Genomic DNA, 21,059 nt, shown 5'->3' on the forward strand with positions numbered 1-21,059 from the left:
CCGAGGGGCACTCCCTCACCGCACGGAGACGAGAGCACCATGAGCGAGACCCACCCGCAGCCGGCTCGCGACGACCTCAAGGCCGTCGAGCAGCAGCCGGACATCCTCGCCGAGATCCAGGCCGAGGTCGCCCAGGACCTCGCCGACGAGCGTCCGCCCGCCGGCGGTCCGGCGTACCAGCTGGTCTCCGCGCTCGTGGTGCTCGCCTTCGGGCTCGGGGCAGCGGTCCTGGCGTGGGGCTACGGCCTCGGGTCGCTCCGTCGCCCCGGCCCGGGCCTGTGGCCCTTCGTGGTCTCGGTGCTGATCATCGTGCTCGCGGTGATCCTGCTGGCCATCGGGCGCACCCTCGACGACACCGAGAAGTTCACCCGCGCGAGCCTGCTCGTGCTGGTCGGCGCCGCGACCTTCGTCGGCCTCGGCGTCCTCCTGCCGCTGGTGGGCTTCGAGATCCCCGCGGTCCTCCTCGGCATCATCTGGCTGCGCTTCCTCGGGGGCGAGTCGTGGCGGAGCACGATCCTCGTCTCCGTCCTCACGACCGCGGCGTTCTACTTCCTCTTCCTCTACGCCCTGTCCGTCCCGCTGCCCCACCTGATCGCCCTCTGAGCGGCGGAGAAGAGAGCACCCCATGGACTTCAGCGCCTTCCTCGACGGCTTCGCCGTCGTCTCCCAGCCGAACAACCTGCTCTACTGCCTGATCGGCGTCGTCATCGGCATGCTGATCGGCGTGCTGCCGGGCCTCGGGCCCGCCGCGACGATGGCGATCCTGCTGCCGATCGTCTACAACGCCAGCGACCCGGTCTCGGCGATCATCATGCTGGCGGGCATCTACTACGGCGCCCAGTACGGCGGCACGATCACGTCGGTCCTGCTGCGCATCCCGGGCGAGGCCAGCTCGGTGGTCACGGTCTTCGACGGCTTCGCGATGGCCAAGCAGGGCAAGGCCGGCACGGCACTCGGCATCGCCGCCATCGGCTCCTTCGTCGGCGCGACGATCTCCATCATCGGGCTCACCCTGCTCGGCCCGCTCGTCGCCGACTTCGCCCTCGACTTCGGTCCCCCGGAGTACGCCGCCCTGGCCCTGCTCGGCGTGCTCCTGGTCGCCACCATCGGCAACGGCCACACCGTCAAGGCCCTGGCGGCCGCGGCGATCGGGCTGCTGCTCGCCACCGTCGGCAGCGACACCTTCACCAGCGCCGACCGCTACACCTTCGGCAGCCTCAACCTCGAGGACGGCATCGACTTCGTCGTCGTCGCGATGGGCCTCTTCGGTGTCGGCGAGATCCTCTACAACCTCGAGGAGCGGCACGGCAAGGCGCACGTCCCGGCGGTCATCGCCAACATCTGGCCCTCGCGCAAGGAGCTCAAGCAGGCCAGCCCCGCCATCGGCCGAGGCTCGCTGATCGGCTTCGTCCTGGGCGTCCTGCCCGGCGGCGGCGCGGTCATGGCCTCGCTGGCGGCCTACGCGGCCGAGAAGCGCGTGGCCAAGAAGCCCGAGCGCTTCGGTCGCGGCGCGATCGAGGGCGTCGCCGGACCGGAGTCGGCCAACAACGCCGCCGCGACGTCGTCGTTCATCCCGCTGCTGACGATCGGCATCCCCGCCAACGCCTCGATGGCGATGCTCTACGCCGCGCTGCTGGTGGTGGGCGTGACCCCCGGCCCGCAGCTGATCGACGAGCGTCCCGACCTCTTCTGGGGCGTCATCAACTCGATGTACATCGGCAACCTGATCCTGCTGCTGCTGAGCATCCCGCTGGTCGGCGTCTTCGTGAAGATCCTGCGGATCCGGCCTGCGATCCTGGCGCCGATCACCGCCCTGATCACGATCCTCGGCGTCTACACCATCCGCAACTCGGTCTTCGACATCTTCTTGATGATCATCTTCGGCGTCATCGGCTACATCATGAAGAAGACCGGCTTCGAGCCCGGTCCGATGGTCCTGGCCTTCGTGCTCGGGTCGCTCATCGAGTCGAGCTTCCGCCGCTCGATGCTGATCTTCGACGGCGACGCGACCGGCTTCGTGACCCGCCCCATCTCCGGCACCATCCTCGCCTTCGTCGTCCTGGTCATCGCGATGCCGCTGATCAAGAAGGCCTTCCGCCGCCGCACCCCGTCCACCGACGTCACGTCGGAGAGCAGCACCCGAGAGGACTCCCTGCGATGACCAGCTCGACGATCGTGATCGGCTACGTCCCCACCGCCGTCGGGGAGGCGGCCCTCGAGGCCGGCCTCGCCGAGGCCGCTGCCCGCGGCGACGAGGTGGTGATCCTCAACAGCCCGCGACGCCGCACCACCGTCGACAGCGAGCTCATCGACGAGGCCGCCGCCGACGAGCTGGTGGCGCGCGCCGCGGCTGCGGGCGTGACCGCCCGCGTCGACCACTCCGACCACGGCGACGACATCGTCGACACGTTCGCCCGCGTCGCGGCGGCGACCGAGGCCCGCCTCGTGGTGATCGGCATGCGGCGTCGCTCGCCGGTGGGCAAGCTCGTCACGGGCAGCGACGCGCAGCGCCTGCTGCTCGACCTCGACGTGCCGATCCTCGCGGTGAAGCCGACCGCGTGAGCGACCTCCGCCTGTCCCGGGTCACCGTCACGCCCGTCGCCTTCGAGGACCCGCCGCTGCTCAACGTGGTCGGCGTCCACCAGCCCTACGCGCTGCGCGCGATCGTCGAGCTGCACACCGACTCCGGCCTCCTCGGCCTCGGCGAGACGTACGCCGACGAGGTGCACCTCGCCCGACTGGAGGCCGTCGCCGCCACGCTTCCCGGGCACGACGCGTACGACCTGCACGGTCTGCACCGCCTCGTCACCGACGTGCTCGGCCGCGAGACCGGCGGGGGCGGCGCGTCGTTCGGCGGGATGCTCGACGTCGACTCCGCCGTCGACACCGTCTACTCCCCCTTCGAGGTCGCCTGCCTCGACCTCCAGGGCCACGCCGCCGGCGTGCCCGTCTCCGACCTGCTGGGCGGCGCGGTCCGCGAGGCCGTGCCGTTCAGCGGCTACCTCTTCTACAAGTGGGCCGGCCACCCCGGCTTCGCCGACGACGCCTGGGGAGAGGCACTGACCCCCGACCAGCTCGTCACCCAGGCGCACCGGATGGTCGACGGCTGGGGCTTCGGCTCGCTCAAGCTCAAGGGTGGCGTCTTCGCGCCCGAGCAAGAGTGCGAGGCGATCGAGGCCCTGCGCGAGGCCTTCCCCGACCTCCCGCTGCGGCTCGACCCCAACGGCGCCTGGACACCGTCGACGTCGCTGGCGGTGGCCGAGCGGCTCGCCGGCGTCGTGGAGTACCTCGAGGACCCCACACCCGGCATCGCCGGCATGGCCGAGGTCGCGGCGGGCACCGACGTGCCGCTCGCGACCAACATGTGCGTCATCGCGATGGAGCACCTGCCGCCCGCGATCGCGCAGGACGCGGTCCAGGTCGTGCTGTCCGACCACCACCTGTGGGGTGGGCTGCGGAAGTCGGCGCTGCTCGGTGGCATCACCGACGTCTGGGGACTCGGGCTGTCGATGCACAGCAACTCGCACCTCGGCGTCTCGCTCGCCGCGATGGTGCACCTCGCCGCCGCGACCCCCCACCTCACCTACGCCTGCGACACGCACTACCCGTGGAAGACGCAGGACGTCATCGCCGACGGGGTGCTGTCGTTCGCCTCAGGGTCCGTCGAGGTGCCCACCGGCCCCGGCCTCGGCGTCCGGCTCGACCGCGACCGCCTGGGCGAGCTGCACGAGCTCTACCTCGCCTGCGGTGTACGACGACGCGAGGACACCGTCTACATGCGCTCGATCCAGCCGGACTTCGAGGTCAACACCTCTCGCTGGTGACCGGCAGGCGCCGACGGACATCCAGAACTCTTGACTTATATTAGTCAGTCCTGAAATAGTTCGGCCATGTTCGACGTAGCCCAGCACCTCGGCGCCATCACGCGCTCGGTCGAGTCCACCACCCGCGACGGCAAGCCGGCCAAGGTCGTGATCGCCAGCCGCACCTTCGCCACGAGCCCCGACGACCTCTGGAGCGCGATCACCGACCCCGAGCGCATCCCGCGCTGGTTCGCCACGGTCGAGGGCGATCTGCGGCTCGGCGGACGCTTCCAGGTCCAGGGCAACGCGGGCGGGGAGATCCTCGCCTGCGAGGCGCCCCGCCACCTCGCCCTCACCTGGGAGATGGGCGGCGGGGTGTCCTGGGTGGAGGTCTCCCTCGACGGCTCGGACGACTCGACGACGTTGACCCTGCGCCACACCGCGGAGCAGGTCGACACCGAGTTCTACGACACCTACGGCCCGGGTGCCGTCGGCGTCGGCTGGGAGCTGAGCCTGATGGGCCTCGACGAGCACGTCTCCACCGGTGCGACGATGGACCACGACCAGGTCGAGGCCTGGGGCGCCACCGACGACGGTCGGGCCTTCCTCAGCGGGTCGGCCGACGGCTGGGGCGAGGCAGCCGTGGCCGACGGCGAGGACCCCACCGCGGCCCGCGCCGCAGCCGCGCAGACCGCCGCCTTCTACACCGGCGCCGAACCGCCGGCCTGAGGCGTGCACGCCTTCGACGTCCTCGGCGACCCCGTACGCCGGCGCATCCTCGAGCTGCTCGCCGGTGGCGAGACCAGCGCCGGCGACGTGGCCGAGGCCGTCCGGGCGGAGTTCGGCATCAGCCAGCCGGCCGTGAGCCAGCACCTGAAGGTGCTGCGCGACAACGGCTTCGCCACGGTCCGCGCCGAGGGCACCCGTCGGCTCTACGCCGTCGACCCCAGCGGCCTGCAGGAGGCCGACGCGTGGGTCGAGCAGTTCCGGGCGTTCTGGGACAGCAGGCTCGACGCCCTCGCGACCGAGGTCGCCCGTGGCAAGCGCCGACCCGGCAGAAGCTGACTCCCCTGAGCGGTGAGTGAGACACGTTCTGCACCCGAAAAACCTGCGCCACTCACCGCGCGACGTCCAGCGCCCGCGCGAACGGTGAGTGAGACACGTTCCGGCGCTCCAGAAGATGTCTCACTCACCGCTCCACACGCGGAGCGAGCCCGGGATCACGTCACGCGACGGCGGGTGTTGCCCAGGTGCAGCCTCATGGCGGCGCGGGCGGTCTCGACGTCGCCGGCGAGCACCGCGGCGGCGACGTTGTCGTGCTCGCGCTGGACCCGCTCGACGTGGGCGGCGTCGGTCATGGAGTACGCCTCGCCGAGACGGGTGCGCGGCAGCATGATCATCATCGGGCCGAGCGAGCCGAGCAGGTCGACGTAGAACCGGTTGCCCGTCGCCTGGGCGATGGCCAGGTGGAAGGCGAAGTCGGCCTCGACCGCGCCCTCGTGGCCGGCGCGGGTGAAGCCCGCCATGGCCGCCTCGATGGCGGCGACGTCGGACGGCGCGTGGTGCCGCGCGGCCAGCGCGGCCGCCTCGCTCTCGACGCCGATGCGGAAGTCGAGCATGGCCATCACGTCGGCGTGCGTGCGGATCGTCGACGACTCGACGCTGAACGTCGACGACTCGGGGACCGCCAGCACGAACGACCCGCGGCCGTGCTGGGTCTCGACGAGGCCCTCCGCGCGGAGCCGGGTGACGGCCTCGCGCACGACGGTGCGGGAGACGGCGTACTCGTCGATCAGCTCCGCCTCCGAGGGGAGCTTGGCGCCCGGCGCGAGGTCGCCGGCCAGGATCTTGTCCTTGAGTCCGGCGACCACGCGGGCGGAGAGGGTCGAGGTCACGCCGAGAAGGTAGCGGTCTCCACGGTGAGCGAGCGCATCTTCTCGGTCAGCGTGAAGCCGAGGCCCGGGCGGTCCGGCACGAAGATCTGGCCGTCGCGGATCTCGATGCGCTCCTCGAAGAGCGGGTTGAGCCACTCGAAGTGCTCGACCCACGGCTCGGTGGGGTACGTCGCCGCGAGGTGGAGGTGGATCTCCATCGCGTAGTGCGGGGCGAGGTCGAGGCGGTGGTGCGCGGCGAGGGTGGCGAACTTGAGGAACGGCGTGATGCCGCCGATGCGCGGGGCGTCGGGCTGCACGATGCCGCGGTAGCCGGCGTCGACCAGGCCCATGTGCTCGGCGACCGAGGTCAGCATCTCCCCGGTGGCGATGGGGGTGTCGAAGGTCTGCGACAGGTCGGCGTGGCCGACGTGGTCCCACGCGTCGAGCGGCTCCTCGATCCAGACCAGGTCGAACTGCTCGAGCTCGCGGCACATCCGGCGGGCGCGGGCGCGGTCCCACTGCTGGTTGGCATCGACCATGAACGGGCCGTCGCCCAGGTGCTCGCGCAGCGCGGCGACACGGCGCAGGTCCTCACGCCAGTCGGGCTGGCCGACCTTGATCTTGATGCCCCCGATGCCGGACTCGATGGAGGCGGTCGCCTTCTCCTTGATCTCCTCCACCGACGCCTGGAGGAATCCGCCGGAGGTGTTGTAGACGCGGCAGGAGTCGCGGTGCGCGCCGAGCAGCTTGGCGAGCGGGAGGCCGGCGCGACGGGCCTTGAGGTCGTAGAGCGCGACGTCGAGCGCCGCGACGGCCTGGGTGGCGACGCCCGAGCGGCCGACCGAGGCGCCGGCCCACATCAGGGACTCGTAGATCTTGGCGATGTCGCTCGGGTCCTGCCCGACGGCGACGTCCATGACCTCCTTGAGGTGTGCGTACTGCGCCTTGCCGCCCGCGCGCTTGCTGTAGCTGAAGCCCATGCCCTCGAGGCCCTGCTCGGTGGTGAGCTCGACGAACAGCATGACCGTCTCGGTCAGCGGCTTCTGCCGGCCGGTGAGCACCTTGGCGTCGCTCACGGCGTACGGCAGCGGGAGCACGACGTGCGAGAGCGTGATGCTGCGGATGCGGTCGCCGGCCGCGGCGGCGCCGGCTGCGAGAGGCGGGTTCGGGGTCTGCGTCATGGGGGTTCCTCGGGTCGTCACGAACTTGTATGATGAGTGTGCAACTCATTACATAAGTTAGTCAAGAGGAGGCGCGAGGCCGTGTCAGCCGACGGGTGTCAGCAGCTTCCCGCTGTCGAGGTACGCCGCGACGTTGGCGAGGGTGAGCTCGGTCATCGCCCGCCGGGTCTCCACCGTCGCGCTGCCCACGTGGGGCGTGAGCACGACGTCGTCCCGCTCGAGAAGGGCCGCCGGGACGACCGGCTCGGCGGCGAAGACGTCGAGGCCGGCGCCGGCGATCGCGCCCGACTCGAGCGCCGCGACCAGGGCGTCCTCGTCGACCACCGAGCCACGGGCGATGTTGACCAGGAAGCCGTCGGGACCGATCGCGTCGAGCACCTTGCCGTCCACGAGGTGGTGCGAGCCGTCCCCACCGGCGGCGGCCAGGACGAGGACGTCGCAGCCCTCGGCGAGCGTCACCACGTCCGGTGCGTAGGAGTACGACACGTCCGCGCGCGGACTGCGGTTGTGGTAGCTGATCGTGGTGCCGAACCCCTCGAGCCGGGTCGCGATCGCCAGCCCGATCCGGCCCAGGCCGACGATGCCGATGCGCGTGCCGCTGACGCGACGCGCGAGCGGGGGCGTGCCTCCCGCCGCCCAGTCGCCGCGCCGCACGAAGCGATCGGCGGCGGAGAGACCACGCAGCGTGTCGATCAGCAGGCCGACGGCCGCGTCGGCGACGCAGTCGGTCAGCACGTCGGGGGTGTTCGAGACGACGATCCCGCGACGGCCCGCCTCGGCGACGTCGGTCGCGTCGTAGCCGACGCCGAAGTTCACGATCGCCTCGAGCGCCGGGAGCCGGTCCAGGTGCTCGGCCCGCACCCCCCAGACGCCGCTCGTCACCGCGACGCGGACCGTGGCGGCCTCCTCGGGGGTGAGCTGCGACAGCTCGCGGGCGTCGTACTCCTCCTCGAGCGGGCCCACCAGCTCGGCTCGCAGCGTGCCCACCATGACGACCGTCGATCCGCTCACGCCACCCACAGGTGGACCGTAGGGGCGGTGAGTGAGCATCGTCCATTGCCCGTCGGGCATGACCGACCCGGTGCCCCGGGAGCGCGAACGGCTGGAACGATGGGCCCGACATGGACCTGCTGATCGGCTTCACCACGATCCTCGTCGTGATCGCGGCCGGCATCGGGCTCGCGCACGTCGGCGTCCTCGACGCCCGTTCGCAGCGCACCCTCGGCGAGATCGCGTTCTTCGTCGCCTCGCCGGCCCTGATGGTCGTCACGATCAGCAAGGTCCACCTCGAGACCGCCACCAAGAACCTCGTCGCGAGCTCGATCTCGCTGGCCGTCTGCTTCGTGCTGTACGTCGTCCTGGCGCGGCTGCGCTGGCGGCTCGCGGGCGGGCCGCTGCTGATCGGGGCGCTCACGTCGTCCTACGTCAACGCCGGCAACCTCGGCCTCGCCGTCGCGGCCTACGTCGTCGGGGACATCACCGTCGTCGTGCCCGCGCTCCTCGTGCAGATGATGGTCGTGCAGCCGGCCGCGCTCGTGATGCTCGACCGGATCACCGGCCGCGGCGAGGGCTTCGGCAAGGCCGCGCGCAGGCTCGTCACCAATCCGCTCACCGTCGCCGCGGTCATCGGCGTCGTGCTCGCCCTCACCGGGTGGCCGCTGCCCGAGGTCGCCCAGGCCCCGCTGGAGCTGATGGCGGGCGCGGCGATCCCGATGATGCTGATGTCCTACGGCGCCGCGCTGCGACTGAGCCCGGCGCTGGGCAAGGCCGGGCACAACGGTGAGGTGCTGCTCGCGACGGTCCTCAAGCTCGCGGTGATGCCGGTGGTGGCGTGGGCCGTCGGCGTCGCGCTCGGCCTCGAGGGCACCGTGCTGCTCGGGGTCGTCGTCACCGCCGCCCTGCCGACCGCGCAGAACATCTTCCTCCACGCCACGCGCTACCGCGTCGGCGAGGACGTCGCCCGCGAGACCATCCTGATCACGACGCTCGCCTCGCTGCCGGTGGTGCTCCTCATCGCCGTCCTGCTGGGCTGACCCCTCCCTGGAGACCCCATGACCGACCTCCTCGACCACCTGCGCGCCGCCGTCGGCGACACCCACGTCCTGACGTCGCCCGACGACGTGGCGGCGTACGTCGTCGACTGGACCGGTGTGCACGCCGGGCGGGCGCTCGCCGTCGTGCGACCCGGGTCGACCGAGGAGGTCGCCGCCGTCGTCGCCGCGTGCCACGAGGCCGAGGTCGCGATCGTCCCCCAGGGTGGCAACACCGGGCTCGTCGGAGGCGGGGTCCCGGACGCGTCGGGATCGCAGGTGGTGCTGTCGCTGGGCCGGATGCGGACCGTCCGCTCGGTCGACGCGGTCACCGGCACGATCACCGTCGACGCCGGGGTCGTGCTCGCCGACCTCCACGTCGCGGCGGAGGAGGCGGGTCGACTGTTCCCGATGTCGCTGGGCTCGGAGGGCAGCTGCACGATCGGGGGCAACCTCGCGACCAACGCCGGCGGCACGGCGGTGCTGCGCTACGGCATGACGCGCGAGCTCGTGCTCGGGCTCGAGGTCGTGCTGCCCGACGGCCGCGTCTGGGACGGGCTGCGCGGCCTGCGCAAGGACAACACCGGCTACGACCTGACCCAGCTCTTCGTCGGCTCCGAGGGCACGCTCGGCGTGATCACCGGTGCGGTGCTCCGGCTGTTCCCCGCGACCCCTCGCCACGCGACCGCCTGGGTGGCCGTGCCCTCGGTGGACGCCGCGGTGGCCCTGCTCGGCGTGGCCCGAGACCGCGCCGGGGTGCACCTGTCGACCTTCGAGATCGCCAACCGGCAGGCCCTCGACCTGGTGCTCACCCACCTGCCCGGCGCCTCGGACCCGATCGGCGAGCCGAGCGACTGGTACGTCCTGGTCGAGCTCGCCGGTGCCGCGACCGAGGACGGTCTCGACGGCGCGCTGGAGGCGACCCTCGGCGACACGGTCGACGCCGGCCACGTGCTCGACGCCGCGATCGCCAGCACCCCGGCCCAGCGCTCCGCCCTCTGGGCGCTGCGCGAGGGGATCTCCGAGGCGCAGAAGGTCGAGGGCGCCACCCTCAAGCACGACGTCACCCTCCCGATCGCCGACCTGGCCCGCTGGACCTCGGAGATCGAGCCCGTGCTCGACACGATCCTGCCGGGAGTCCGACCGGTGACCTACGGGCACGTCGGCGACGGCAACCTCCACTACAACCTCAGTGCGCCCGTGGGTCGCGACGCCGAGCTCCTCGCGGCCGCGCCGGACCTCTCGCGCGCGATCTACGACTCCGTGGCCGCCGCCAACGGCTCCATCAGCGCCGAGCACGGCCTCGGTCGGACGAAGGCGGCGGCCGGGGCGTCGTACAAGTCGGCGGTGGAGGTCGACCTGATGCGCGCGGTGAAGAAGGCGCTCGATCCCGACGGCCTGATGAACCCGGGGGTCCTCCTCCCCTGACACGCGGTAGTCCCCGACGTTCTGGCACCCCGGACAGACGACCAGAACGTCGGGGACCAGCGAGACTAGGCTGGCGCCATGAAGGCCCAGACGATCGGACGGATCCTGCTCGGCTCGGCGATGGTGGGCGCCGGCGTGCTGCACCTGACCACGCAGCGCCAGGAGTTCCAGGCCCAGGTGCCCGACTGGTTCCCGATCGACGAGGACGTCACCGTCCTCGGCTCGGGTGTCGTCGAGATCGCCCTCGGCGGCGCCTTCGTCGCGCTGCCGAAGCACCGCCGCACCGTCGGGCTGCTGCTCGCCGCGTTCTACGTGGCGATCTTCCCGGGCAACATCGCGCAGTACGTCGAGGGCACCGACGCCTTCGGCCTCGACACCGACCGGGCCCGCTTCATCCGGCTCTTCTTCCAGCCGGTCCTGGTGCTCTGGGCGCTGTGGGCCGGCGGCCTGCTCGGCCGGCGCGCGGACAGGAAGCGGGCCGAGGAGCTCGCGACCGAGGAAGTCGACGCGGGCGAGTGAGGCGACTGGCGTCGTCCGCGGTCGCCGTGCTGGCGCTCGCCGCGCTCGCGGGCTGCGGCGGGGAGGAGGAGCCCCCCGCCGCGGCCGTCCCGCTCGACACGATCGAGAAGGGCGACCTCTGCGACCGGCTGACCGCCGGGCTGCTCGAGGAGCTGACCGGTGAGGAGTTCGGCAGGCCGCAGGTCTCCGAGGACCGCCCCGGTCGGGTCGACGGGTGCTCGTCCGGCAGCGCGGACAGCGGGATCGCCGTCACGGTCGAGGTGTGGGCCGAGCAGCGCGAGCTCGCCGAGGACCTCCTCAAGCTCGGCTCGCCGGCCTCGTCGTCCGAGGCGACGGAGTCTACGATCGCCGGCAACGACGCGCTGAGCGCGGTCGCGGAGAAGGAGGACCGCCAGCTCGCGGACCTCGCCGTGCACGCCGACGGCCGGACGCTGGTCGTGCTGATGCAGCAGGAGGACGCGTACGTCGGCGAGGCGACGCTCGACGACCAGCTCGACACGGCGACGACGATCGCCGAGCGGCTGCTGCCGGCCTGATCCCGTCGAGGTTTGAGCCGTCCCACCCCGGGCACGTACGTCGGTGAGAGAAGGGGGACGCCCATGCCGGTCCAACGGCCCGTCCGCACAGTCCTGTCCACGGTCGCCGGTCTCGCCACGATCGCGCTCGCCGCGTCGATGGTCCCCGGTCCGACCGCCACCGCGGCGCCGGCCGGGCGGGAGGTCATCGACCTGCTCACCGTGGGTGACGGACCAGCCGTCGCACCGCGCGCCGCTCGCGGCGAGCTGGCCGTCCCGGTCCGCATCGACGCGACCGGCCTGGACGCCGCCCGCAGCGGTGACCGGTTGACGCTCGCGCTCCCCGACGACGCCGCCGTCGCGACCGTGCTCGACCACCACGACATCACCGACGGCATCGAGACCTGGGGTGGCGGCCTGGTCGGTGAGGACGGCTCGTTCAGCGCGGTCGAGGTCGGCGGCGTGCGCCACATCAGCATCACCTCGGTCGAGCACGGCACCTTCGAGGTGGCCCAGAACGCGTCCGGCGACTACGTCATGACCGAGGCCGGCCCGGCGCCCGGCGGCAAGGACGTGATCCAGTCCCACGGGGGCCACGACCACGACGCCGGACGCACGCCTGCTCGCCGTGCGCTCCCACCGGCCAGCCAGCGCGACGCCGCCGGCACCATCGACGTCGCCATCGTCTACCCGGCCGGCCTGGTCACCCAGATGGGCGGCGCAGGCCCGATGCAGGCGCAGTTCGCGCAGGGCATCGCCCAGGTCAACGAGGGCTTCCGCAACTCCGGCATCCCTGCGCAGGTCCGGCTCGTCGGCACCCGCCAGGTCTCCGGGACCCAGGTCGCCGACCTCTCGACCAACCTCCGCGCCCTGGGCACCCCCGGCGACGGCAGCTGGGACGAGGCCCAGGCGCTGCGGGAGGAGACGCACGCCGACCTGGTCAGCATGTGGATCCCGGGCAGCGTGCCCGGCGGGGCCTCGTGCGGCATCGCCTTCCTCGGCGGGCTCGACGCGACGGTCGAGGCCGAGCGCGACGCGTGGTCGGTCGTCTACGCCAGCTGCGCCACTGACTCGCGCGTCTTCGCCCACGAGCTCGGCCACAACTTCAGCGCGAACCACAACGCCGACGCCACCCAGCCGCCCACCGGCGGCAAGCCCTACGCCCGCGGGTACGTCGACGTCGACGCGCGGACGATCACGCTGATGTCCTACTACAACACCTGCGACCGGCCCGCGCAGAACGACTTCTGCACCCGCATCGGCTACTACTCCAGCCCCGCGGTGGTGGCGACCAACGGCCGCCCCCAGGGCACGGCCGCGACCAACAACGTGCAGGCCATCAACGAGCAGCTCGAGGCCGTCGCCAACTACCGCCAGTCCCAGATCTACCCCGGGACGGTCGCGATCACCGGCTCCGCGAGCTACAAGGGCACCGCCGTCGCCACCCCGTCCGGCTGGACGCCGGCCGTCAGCTACAGCTACCAGTGGTTCGTCGACGGCGCACCGGTCCCCGGCGCGACCGGTGCGACGTACGCTCCCAGCCCGTCGCAGATCGGCCACGCCCTCAGCGTCGCGGTCACGGGCAGCGCGCCCTACTACACGCCGGTGAGCGCGGGCACCGAGGCAGTGGCCGTCGGCAAGGCCACCTTCAAGACCAGGCGGCCCAAGCTGAAGGGCACCCCGCGGGTCGGCCGGGTGCTGTCGGTCAAGCTCAAGGGCTGGAAGCCCAAGCCCGGCAAGAAGGGCGTCAAGGTCCGCTACCAGTGGATGCGGAACGGCAAGAAGATCAAGGGCGCGAAGAAGGCGACCTACCGCGTCAGTCGCAAGGACCGCGGCAAGAAGGTCTCGGTGGTGGTCAAGGTCAAGAAGAAGTACTACGCGACCGCGAAGAAGCGCTCCAAGAAGCTCAAGGTCCGCCGCTGACCCCCTCGCCGGGTGGGTCGACGCGGCAGCACCGCGCCGACCCACCCGGCGAGTCCGTCCTCGATCACGCGCCCGCCTAGGCTGGCGCCCGTGAAGGCCACGATCGACACCCACGAGTGAAGCGCAACGACACCGCCGGACGTCCCACGCTGCCGGCCGAGATCCGCGTCCTGCTCGTCGCCGCCTTCCTGATCGCGGTCGGATACGGCCTGGTGTCCCCGGTCCTGCCCGCCTACGCACGCAGCTTCGACGTCGGCGTCGCGGCGGCGTCGGTGGTGGTCTCGGCCTTCGCGTTCTTCCGCCTCGTCTTCGCACCGGCCGGTGGAGCGCTCGTCCAGCGGCTCGGCGAGCGCCCCGTCTACCTCGCCGGCCTGCTCGTGGTCGCGGCGTCGTCGCTCGCGACCGCCTTCGCCCAGTCCTACGTCCAGCTCCTGGTGCTGCGTGGTCTCGGTGGCATCGGCTCGACGATGTTCACCGTCTCCGCCATGGCGCTGCTCGTGCGGCTGGCGCCACCGGCGATGCGTGGCCGGGTCTCCTCCGGCTACGCCAGCGCCTTCCTCATCGGCGGCATGATCGGTCCGGTGCTCGGCGGCGCGCTCGCCGGCCTCGGACTGCGCGCTCCCTTCATCGCCTACGCCGTGGCCCTGGTCGCGGCGGCCGGCGTCGTCGGCGTACGCCTGAGCGGCACGCGGCTGCGCCCCGCCGAGGCCGCCGGACCACCGGCACCCCCGATGCGGCTGCGCGAGGCGCTGGCGCACCGGGCCTACCTCGCCGCGCTCGGCTCCGGGTTCGCCAACGGGTGGTGCAACTTCGGCGTCCGGGTGGCCGTGCTGCCGCAGCTGGCGGTGGCCGTCCACGACGACACCTGGGTCGCCGGCGTCGCCCTCGCCCTGGCGGCCGCCGGCACGGCCGCCACCCTGCAGGTCTCCGGGCGCCTGGCCGACTCGGTGGGCCGGCGTCCCCTGGTGGTGGTCGGGCTCGTCGTCACGGCGCTGTCGCTGGGCCCGCTCGGCCTGAGCGGCTCGCTCGCGGTGCTGCTCGTCCTCTCGGCGCTCTCCGGGATCGGTGCCGGCCTGGTCAACCCGGGCCAGCAGGCCAGCGTCGCCGACGTGGTGGGGTCCGCGCGCAGTGGCGGCACCGTGCTCAGCACCTTCCAGATGTCGCAGGACGCCGGTGCGATCCTCGGACCCGTCCTGGTGGGGCTGGTCGCCGACCAGGCCGGTTTCGGCTGGGCCTTCGCCACGACCGCGCTGGTGAGCCTGCTCGCCATCCCGCTGTGGCTCGCCGCGCCGGAGACCCGCCCGGTGGAAGCCAGCTGAGTCGACCTCGTCCCTAGAGGGTCGGCAGCCAGTCGACCCGCCCGGCGAGGACGGCGTACCCCACGAACGCGCCGACGTCGAGCAGCGTGTGCGCCACCACGAACGGCATCACCCGGCCCCAGCGGCGGAACAGCCAGCCGAAGAGCAGCCCCATCGCGAGGTTGCCGACGAAGCCGCCGAGCCCCTGGTAGAGGTGGTAGCTGCCGCGCAGCAGCGCCGCGAGACCGATGGCCGCGGTGTCGCCGAAGCCGAGCTGGCGCAGGCGCACCTGCACGAAGCCGAGCACCACGAACTCCTCGAGCACGGCGTTCTGCGCGGCCGCGAGGATGAGCACCGGGGTCTGCCACCACTCCCCCGGCAGTGACTGGGCGACGACGGTGAGGTTGGTGCCGAGCGCGAAGGTCGCGAGGTAGAACACGACGCCCACCGACCCGACGCCGGCCGCGAGCCAGGCGCCGCGACCCCAGTCGCGCCACTCGCTCCAGCCGCCGTCGCGCGCCCACACCTCGCGCAGCCGGGTGCCGGAGCGGACCAGGAGGTACGCCGCCAGCGCGACGGGGACGAGCGCGAAGCCGATCCGCAGGAGCTGGTAGGTCAGGTCGAGCCAGGGCCGGTCGGGAGCCAGCGAGTTGTTGAGGTTCGCCGCCTGCGACGACAGCGGTCCGGGTGCGGTGAGCGCCGAGACGATGCTGACGATCGAGTAGACCGCGGACCGGCCGAGGGAGACGAGCAGCACGATCGCGAGCTCGGCCCACAGCAGCGCCCGGGCCAGGTCGGGCACGCCGCCGGGCACGGGCGTGTCCCGGAGTCGCCACCAGGGGCGGGCGGCCGCCGTCGTCGTGCTCACGAGGAACAGCATCCCCCAGCCTGCTGAGCGCCGGCTGAGGGACGCCGCAGAACTCAGTAGGTGTCGACCAGCGTCGTGGCCATCGACTCCCACTGGGCGTACGCGTCCGGGCAGCAGGAGCGCTGGACGGCGTCGGCCGCGCGGGTCTTGGGCATCGACTCCCAGCCCGAGACCCCGAGGAGCCCGCGGTTGCTGGTCGCCGCCGACACCCCGAGGAAGCCCTGGGTGGACGCGGTCGGGTCGACGCACGCGGTGCTGCCGGGGCACCAACCCTGGCTCGGACGCTGCTGGAAGAGGCCGAGCGAGTCGCGGTCGCCGAACTGGATGTTGCAGATCTTGGACTCCTGCATGGCGGTCATCAGCGCGATGACCTGGGCGTTGCGGTTGCCGCCGGCCGCCCGGGTCGCGCCGAGGATCGCCTGCACGTTGGCGACCTGCGACGGCAGCAGCGACGCCGCCGTCGTACCGCCGGTGGAGTAGCACAGCGTCTGGTCGCCGGCCTGGCTGTGGCCGAGCAGCTCCTGCCAGGTGGCCGCGTCGACGACGCCCGACTGCGCGAGCCCCCGGCCGGCCTGGAAGGCGACGACCGCCGCGCGGGTCCCCGACCCGAAGACGCCGTCGGCGACGAGGTCGGCGCCGTACTTGTTGAGCTGGGTCTGCGCCGCCTTCACGGCGTGGGTGTCGGCCGAGCCCTGACCCACGACGATGACGAGCCGCGGCCAGGTGCCGCTGCCGGCGATGCCGTCGGCGCCGATGCCCTGGGCGGACTGGAACGCCCTGAGGTTCGCGGTCGTGCCAGCGCCGAAGGCGCCGTCGGCGGTGGTGGCGTAGCCGCGGGCGGTCAGCAGGTGCTGGAGCGTCATCGCGTTGTTGTTGCGCGGTTGGCCGGCCTGCGTGATCGGCCAGGCGCTGGCCGCCTGCGCGGGCGCGGCGGCCACCACGGCGAGGGCGGCGACGAGCAGCGCGATGAGCGCGGCAGCGAGTGGCGTACGCCCGGCGCGGGCGCGCGCGGGCAGGGTCGGACGACGCATGGAGAGCTCCCGAGAGTAGTGCCCCGGGCAGCCGAGTCGGCCCGGGCGCGTGCCCCGACCTTGCCGGTGGGCGGTGGCCCGGTCAACCCGGGCTACTCGAGCGGGCGCTCGTCACGCACCGGCACCAACGCGACGGCGACCAGCGGGAAGAGGGCGGCGACGACGAAGGTGACCGGGTAGCCGACGCTGCCGACCAGCCAGCCGCCGAGTGGCGGGACCATCGCCGCGGCCAGGAACTGCGCGGTGTTCTGCACGCCGAGCGCGCGGCCGGACCAGAACGGGCCGGAGCGCTCGGCCACGGCCGTGAAGGCCAGCCCGTTGTCGGCGACGGTGATGACGGTGGCGATCACGATGAGGGGCACGGCGACGGCGAGGTCGAGGCCCGCCGCGAGGCCGAGCGCGGCCATCGCGAGGCCGGCCGCGATCGCGACCCACCGCAGCGGCCGCATCCGCGACATCACGTGGTCCGACAGCTGCCCGGCGGCGATCCGGCCGAGGGCGGCCAGCAGCTGGGTGCCGGCCACCAACGCGCCGGCCGCGGCCGGCGACCAGCCGCGCGCCTGGATCAGCCACACGAGCGAGAAGGTCCACACCACGAACTGCGGCACGACGAGCAGGACCGAGACGCCGTGGATGCGGGCGAGGTAGCGGTCCTGGCGATAGGGGTTGGGCGCGGGGCCGCTCCTCGGCGCGGTGCGCGGCGGGTCGATCACCACGAGCGCGACGACCACCGTGGCGAGCGCGCACGCGATCGTCGGCGCCCAGAGGGCGGCGCGGATGCCCTCCGTGTCGGCGAGGACCGGGATCGCGATCGCCGCGATGCCGACGCCGACCGGCTGGGCCATCTGGCGCACGCCCATCGCCAGACCCCGGCGGTGCGGCGGGAACCAGCCCACCACGACGCGCCCCGACGCCGCATTGGTGGACGCTGCCGCGGCGCCGCCGAGGAAGAGGGCGAGCCCGAGGACGACGCCCTCCGCGGCCGCGACGGCCAGGAGCCCGGCGAGGGTGGCGGCGCCGAGCCCCAGCATGAGCGCGAGGCGCTCGCCGCGACGGTCGGTGAACCACCCCCACGCGACGAGGGTCAGCATCACGCCGACCATCGGTGCGGCGGTCACGAGGCCGGCCTCAGCGATGCTCATCCCCCGCTGCTCGTGCAGGGCCGGGATCAAGAACACCGCACCGTTCGTCATCACGGCGGCCGCGGCCTGCGCGGTCGTGCTGGCGCCGAGCATCGCCCAGCGACGCGTGGTGCCGACCTCGGTCGCGGTGCCGGTCGCCGTCATCACGCCTCGTCCCCGGCCGGCTCGGGCACCGCGTCCGGGTCGACGGACTCCAGCACGGTCTCGAGGATCCGCGCGAGGGAGCGGCGCTCGTCCGCGTCGAGCAGGTCCAGGAAGTGGCGGCGCGCGCCGTCGGCGTACGTCGGTGCGGCCTGCTCGGCGAGGGCCAGCCCCGCCGGCGTCAGCACGGCAGCGGCACCCCGGCGGTCACCCTCGACGGCCCGGCGCTCGACCAGACCGCGCTTCTCGAGCACGCCCACCGCATGGGTGATGCGGCTCGGCTTGGAGGCGGTCTGCTGCGCGAGCTCGGCGAGGCGGAGCGACCTCTCCGGCGCCCGGCGCAGCCGCCACAGCAGGTCGAAGTAGACCCGCGGCAGGTCGTGCTCGCCGTCGAGGTCGGCGTCGATGCGCCCGAGCACGGAGGTCGCGGCGCGGCTGAACATCCGCATCACGCGCAGCTCGTGCGGGTCGAGGAAGTCGATGTCGCTCACGGTCGTACAGTACTGAATTGTTCAGCGCTGAACATCTTCGTCCGCCGGCCAGACGCGCTGTAACGCCGGGTTACTGCACCTACCCACCCCGATACATCAGGGGTGGTACAGCGCGTAACCCGGCGTTACAGCGGCACGCGGGCGGCAGGAGCGTCAGCGCAGGACGAGCCCGTCGCCGCCCACGTCGACCGTGACCGCACCACCGTCGACGACCTCACCGGCGATCAGCTGCCGCGCGAGCGGGTCGCCGATGGCCGACTGGATCAACCGGCGCAGCGGCCGGGCACCGTACGCCGGGTCGTAGCCGGTCTCCGCCAGCCACGCGCGGGCCGCGTCGGTGACCGAGATGCTGATCCGGCGCACCGCGAGCCGCTTCTCGAGCAGCGCGAGCTGCAGGTCGACGATGTGCGCGAGGTCGTCCTTGCTCAGCGCCTCGAACATCACGACCTCGTCGAGCCGGTTGAGGAACTCCGGCTTGAAGTGCTGGCGCACGACGTTCATCACCGACATCTTCTTGGTGTCGGGCATGAGGTTCGGGTCGACCAGGAAGTTCGAGCCGAGGTTGGAGGTCAAGATCAGCAGCGTGTTGCGGAAGTCGACCGTGCGCCCCTGGCCGTCGGTGAGCCGGCCGTCGTCGAGCACCTGCAGCAGGATGTCGAAGACCTCCGGGTGCGCCTTCTCCACCTCGTCGAGCAGCACGACGCTGTAGGGGCGCCGCCGCACCGCCTCGGTGAGCTGGCCGCCCTCGTCGTAGCCGACGTAGCCGGGAGGGGCGCCGACGAGCCGCGAGACCGAGTGCTTCTCGCTGTACTCGCTCATGTCGATGCGGACGATCGCCCGCTCGTCGTCGAAGAGGAAGTCGGCGAGCGACTTGGCGAGCTCGGTCTTGCCGGTGCCGGTCGGGCCGAGGAAGAGGAACGAGCCGGTCGGCCGGTTCGGGTCGGCGATGCCGGCGCGCGAGCGACGTACGGCGTCGGACACCGCGGTGACCGCCTCGCGCTGACCGATCAGCCGCTCCCCGATGACGTCCTCCATCTGGAGGAGCTTGGCCGTCTCGCCCTGGAGCATCCTGCCGGTGGGGATGCCGGTCCACGCCTCGACGACGTCGGCGATCTGCTCGGCCCCGACCTCCTCGCCGACGAGCGGCTCGAGGTCGACGGCCTCGGCCTTCTCGACCTCGGCGATCTGCTGCTCGAGCTCGGGGATCCGGCCGTACTGGATCTCGGAGGCGCCCGCGAGGTCGCCCTCGCGCAGCTTCTTCTCGGCCTCGATCTTGAGCTGGTCGAGCTGACGGCGCAGCTCGCCCTCGCCCTGCAGCTGGTCCTTCTCGCGCTCCCAGCGGGCCTCGAGCCCGCGCAGCTCCTCCTCGCGGTCGGCCATCTCCTTGCGGAGCACGGCGAGCCGCTCGACCGACGCGTCGTCGGACTCCTTGGCCAGCGCGAACTCCTCCATCTTGAGCCGCTCGACCTGGCGCCGCAGCACGTCGATCTCCTCGGGGCTCGACTCGTGCTCCATGCGCAGGCGCGAGGAGGCCTCGTCGATGAGGTCGATGGCCTTGTCGGGCAGCTGGCGGCCGGTGATGTAGCGGTCGGAGAGGGTCGCGGCGGCCACCAGCGCAGCGTCGGTGATGCGGACGCCGTGGTGCGCCTCGTACTTCTCCTGGATGCCGCGCAGGATCTGGATGGTGTCCTCGACGGTGGGCTCGCCGACGAAGACCTGCTGGAAGCGGCGCTCGAGGGCGGGGTCCTTCTCGATGCGCTCGCGGTACTCGTCGAGCGTGGTCGCGCCGATCATGTGCAGCTCGCCGCGGGCGAGCATCGGCTTGAGCATGTTGCCGGCGTCCATCGCGGAGTCGCCGCCGGCGCCCGCGCCGACGACCGTGTGCAGCTCGTCGATGAAGGTGATGACCTGCCCGCCGGCGTCCTTGATCTCCTCCAGGACGGCCTTGAGCCGCTCCTCGAACTCCCCGCGATACTTCGCACCGGCCACCATCGCGGCCAGGTCGAGGCTCAGCACGCGGCGGCCCTTGAGCGAGTCGGGGACGTCGCCGGCGACGACGCGCTGGGCCAGTCCCTCGACGACGGCGGTCTTGCCGACGCCGGGCTCGCCGATCAGCACCGGGTTGTTCTTCGTGCGCCGCGACAGCACCTGGATGACGCGGCGGATCTCTGCGTCACGGCCGATGACGGGGTCGAGCCTGCCGTCCTCGGCCTGCCGGGTCAGGTCGACGGAGAACTTCTCGAGCGACTCGTACGACGCCTCGGCGCTCTCGCTGGTCACCCGACGGTTCCCACGGACGGCCGTGATCGCCTCCCGCAGACCGTCGGCGGTGAGTCCGGCGCCGGTCAGCACCTTCTGCGCCGGCGACTCGACGGTCGCGATCGCGACGAGCAGGTGGTCGGTGGCGACGTAGTCGTCCTTCATCGACCCGGCGAGGTCGAGCGCCTGCGCCAGGACGCGGGTCAGCGACGGCGATCCGCTCGGCTGCTGCACGGTCGAGCCCGTGGCGCGGGGCAGCTGCTGCTGGACGCCCTCGGCCTGCGCGAGCAGGGTGGCCGCGTCGACGCCCGCCTTCTGCACGAGGCTCCGCGTGGCACCGTCCTCCTGCTTGAGCAGGGCGACGAGCAGGTGGATGGGCTCGGTGTGGGTGTTGCCGCCCGTGGTCGCGGCCAGCTGGGCAGCCTCGATGACCTCGCGGCTGCGGGTGGTGAACTTCTCGGCACCGAACGTGCTCAACTCGTCTCCTCCGTGGTGATGCGCTGGTCCAGGGGGCGCCCTCGCGCCCGTCACGGGACCAACTGTGGTCGGTACCTCC

Annotated in this window: 20 protein-coding genes; 12 read left to right on the forward strand and 8 right to left on the reverse strand. The window is 72.4% G+C overall.

Annotated elements, in window-relative coordinates; translation table 11 throughout:
- Window positions 1-39 precede the first annotated feature (39 nt).
- From IEZ25_RS20000 to IEZ25_RS20025, 6 genes are all read left to right on the forward strand, one after another.
- Window positions 40-603 (forward strand): tripartite tricarboxylate transporter TctB family protein, encoded by a 564-nt coding sequence (locus tag IEZ25_RS20000; protein WP_191201224.1) that lies wholly within the window; start codon window positions 40-42, stop codon window positions 601-603.
- Between the two features lie 22 nt (window positions 604-625).
- On the forward strand, window positions 626-2,161 hold the full coding sequence (locus IEZ25_RS20005; RefSeq protein ID WP_191201225.1) for a tripartite tricarboxylate transporter permease: 1,536 nt from the start codon (window positions 626-628) through the stop codon (window positions 2,159-2,161).
- Complete coding sequence (locus IEZ25_RS20010; protein WP_191201226.1) at window positions 2,158-2,562, forward strand: universal stress protein; 405 nt, start codon at window positions 2,158-2,160, stop codon at window positions 2,560-2,562. Before IEZ25_RS20005 ends, IEZ25_RS20010 begins: the two co-directional genes overlap by 4 nt.
- Window positions 2,559-3,824 (forward strand): enolase C-terminal domain-like protein, encoded by a 1,266-nt coding sequence (locus IEZ25_RS20015; RefSeq protein ID WP_191201227.1) that lies wholly within the window; start codon window positions 2,559-2,561, stop codon window positions 3,822-3,824. Before IEZ25_RS20010 ends, IEZ25_RS20015 begins: the two co-directional genes overlap by 4 nt.
- Before the next feature lie 66 nt (window positions 3,825-3,890).
- Window positions 3,891-4,532, forward strand: a complete 642-nt coding sequence (locus IEZ25_RS20020; protein WP_191201228.1) for an SRPBCC family protein — start codon at window positions 3,891-3,893, stop codon at window positions 4,530-4,532.
- Window positions 4,533-4,535: 3 nt separating this feature from the next.
- Window positions 4,536-4,868 carry an ArsR/SmtB family transcription factor gene (locus tag IEZ25_RS20025; protein WP_191201229.1) on the forward strand — a complete coding sequence of 111 codons (333 nt, stop codon included), beginning with the start codon at window positions 4,536-4,538 and terminating at the stop codon, window positions 4,866-4,868.
- Between the two features lie 155 nt (window positions 4,869-5,023).
- Here IEZ25_RS20025 and IEZ25_RS22420 read toward each other — a convergent pair whose 3' ends face one another.
- From IEZ25_RS22420 to IEZ25_RS20040, 3 genes are all read right to left on the reverse strand, one after another.
- Window positions 5,024-5,698: a FadR/GntR family transcriptional regulator gene (locus IEZ25_RS22420; RefSeq protein ID WP_191201230.1), complete on the reverse strand. Its 675-nt coding sequence runs from the start codon at window positions 5,696-5,698 to the stop codon at window positions 5,024-5,026.
- Window positions 5,695-6,858: an L-talarate/galactarate dehydratase gene (locus tag IEZ25_RS20035; protein WP_191201231.1), complete on the reverse strand. Its 1,164-nt coding sequence runs from the start codon at window positions 6,856-6,858 to the stop codon at window positions 5,695-5,697. The genes IEZ25_RS22420 and IEZ25_RS20035 overlap by 4 nt, the downstream gene beginning before the upstream one ends.
- Before the next feature lie 84 nt (window positions 6,859-6,942).
- On the reverse strand, window positions 6,943-7,878 hold the full coding sequence (locus IEZ25_RS20040; RefSeq protein WP_318152363.1) for a 2-hydroxyacid dehydrogenase: 936 nt from the start codon (window positions 7,876-7,878) through the stop codon (window positions 6,943-6,945).
- Window positions 7,879-7,979: 101 nt separating this feature from the next.
- Between IEZ25_RS20040 and IEZ25_RS20045 the strand changes: the two genes are divergently transcribed.
- The 6 genes from IEZ25_RS20045 (at window position 7,980) to IEZ25_RS20070 (ending at window position 14,592) form a co-directional block, all read left to right on the forward strand.
- Window positions 7,980-8,891 carry an AEC family transporter gene (locus IEZ25_RS20045; RefSeq protein ID WP_191201233.1) on the forward strand — a complete coding sequence of 304 codons (912 nt, stop codon included), beginning with the start codon at window positions 7,980-7,982 and terminating at the stop codon, window positions 8,889-8,891.
- Between the two features lie 18 nt (window positions 8,892-8,909).
- Window positions 8,910-10,316, forward strand: a complete 1,407-nt coding sequence (locus IEZ25_RS20050) for an FAD-binding oxidoreductase (RefSeq protein WP_191201234.1) — start codon at window positions 8,910-8,912, stop codon at window positions 10,314-10,316.
- Window positions 10,317-10,394: 78 nt separating this feature from the next.
- Window positions 10,395-10,835: a DoxX family protein gene (locus tag IEZ25_RS20055; protein WP_191201235.1), complete on the forward strand. Its 441-nt coding sequence runs from the start codon at window positions 10,395-10,397 to the stop codon at window positions 10,833-10,835.
- Window positions 10,832-11,371: a hypothetical protein gene (locus IEZ25_RS20060; RefSeq protein WP_191201236.1), complete on the forward strand. Its 540-nt coding sequence runs from the start codon at window positions 10,832-10,834 to the stop codon at window positions 11,369-11,371. Before IEZ25_RS20055 ends, IEZ25_RS20060 begins: the two co-directional genes overlap by 4 nt.
- A gap of 63 nt (window positions 11,372-11,434) precedes the next feature.
- Window positions 11,435-13,273 carry a M12 family metallo-peptidase gene (locus IEZ25_RS20065; protein ID WP_191201237.1) on the forward strand — a complete coding sequence of 613 codons (1,839 nt, stop codon included), beginning with the start codon at window positions 11,435-11,437 and terminating at the stop codon, window positions 13,271-13,273.
- Between the two features lie 116 nt (window positions 13,274-13,389).
- Entirely contained in the window at window positions 13,390-14,592 is a 1,203-nt protein-coding gene (locus IEZ25_RS20070; RefSeq protein WP_191201238.1) for an MFS transporter, read from the forward strand.
- Between the two features lie 13 nt (window positions 14,593-14,605).
- Here IEZ25_RS20070 and IEZ25_RS20075 read toward each other — a convergent pair whose 3' ends face one another.
- From IEZ25_RS20075 to clpB, 5 genes are all read right to left on the reverse strand, one after another.
- Entirely contained in the window at window positions 14,606-15,439 is an 834-nt protein-coding gene (locus IEZ25_RS20075) for a CPBP family intramembrane glutamic endopeptidase (protein ID WP_318152364.1), read from the reverse strand.
- A 53-nt stretch (window positions 15,440-15,492) separates the two neighbouring features.
- Entirely contained in the window at window positions 15,493-16,470 is a 978-nt protein-coding gene (locus IEZ25_RS20080) for a peptidoglycan-binding domain-containing protein (protein WP_191201240.1), read from the reverse strand.
- A gap of 92 nt (window positions 16,471-16,562) precedes the next feature.
- The gene (locus IEZ25_RS20085) at window positions 16,563-17,756 is read right to left on the reverse strand and encodes an MFS transporter (protein WP_191201241.1); all 1,194 of its coding nucleotides are present in this window, start codon (window positions 17,754-17,756) and stop codon (window positions 16,563-16,565) included.
- On the reverse strand, window positions 17,756-18,244 hold the full coding sequence (locus IEZ25_RS20090; protein ID WP_191201242.1) for a MarR family winged helix-turn-helix transcriptional regulator: 489 nt from the start codon (window positions 18,242-18,244) through the stop codon (window positions 17,756-17,758). The genes IEZ25_RS20085 and IEZ25_RS20090 overlap by 1 nt, the downstream gene beginning before the upstream one ends.
- Window positions 18,245-18,397: 153 nt before the next feature.
- A complete protein-coding gene (clpB, locus tag IEZ25_RS20095) occupies window positions 18,398-20,980 on the reverse strand; it encodes an ATP-dependent chaperone ClpB (protein WP_191201243.1) in 2,583 nt (860 codons plus the stop codon).
- Between the last annotated feature and the right edge of the window lie 79 nt (window positions 20,981-21,059).

It is taken from the genome of Nocardioides hwasunensis (assembly GCF_014779665.1).
Taxonomy (GTDB): Bacteria; Actinomycetota; Actinomycetes; order Propionibacteriales; family Nocardioidaceae; genus Nocardioides; species Nocardioides hwasunensis.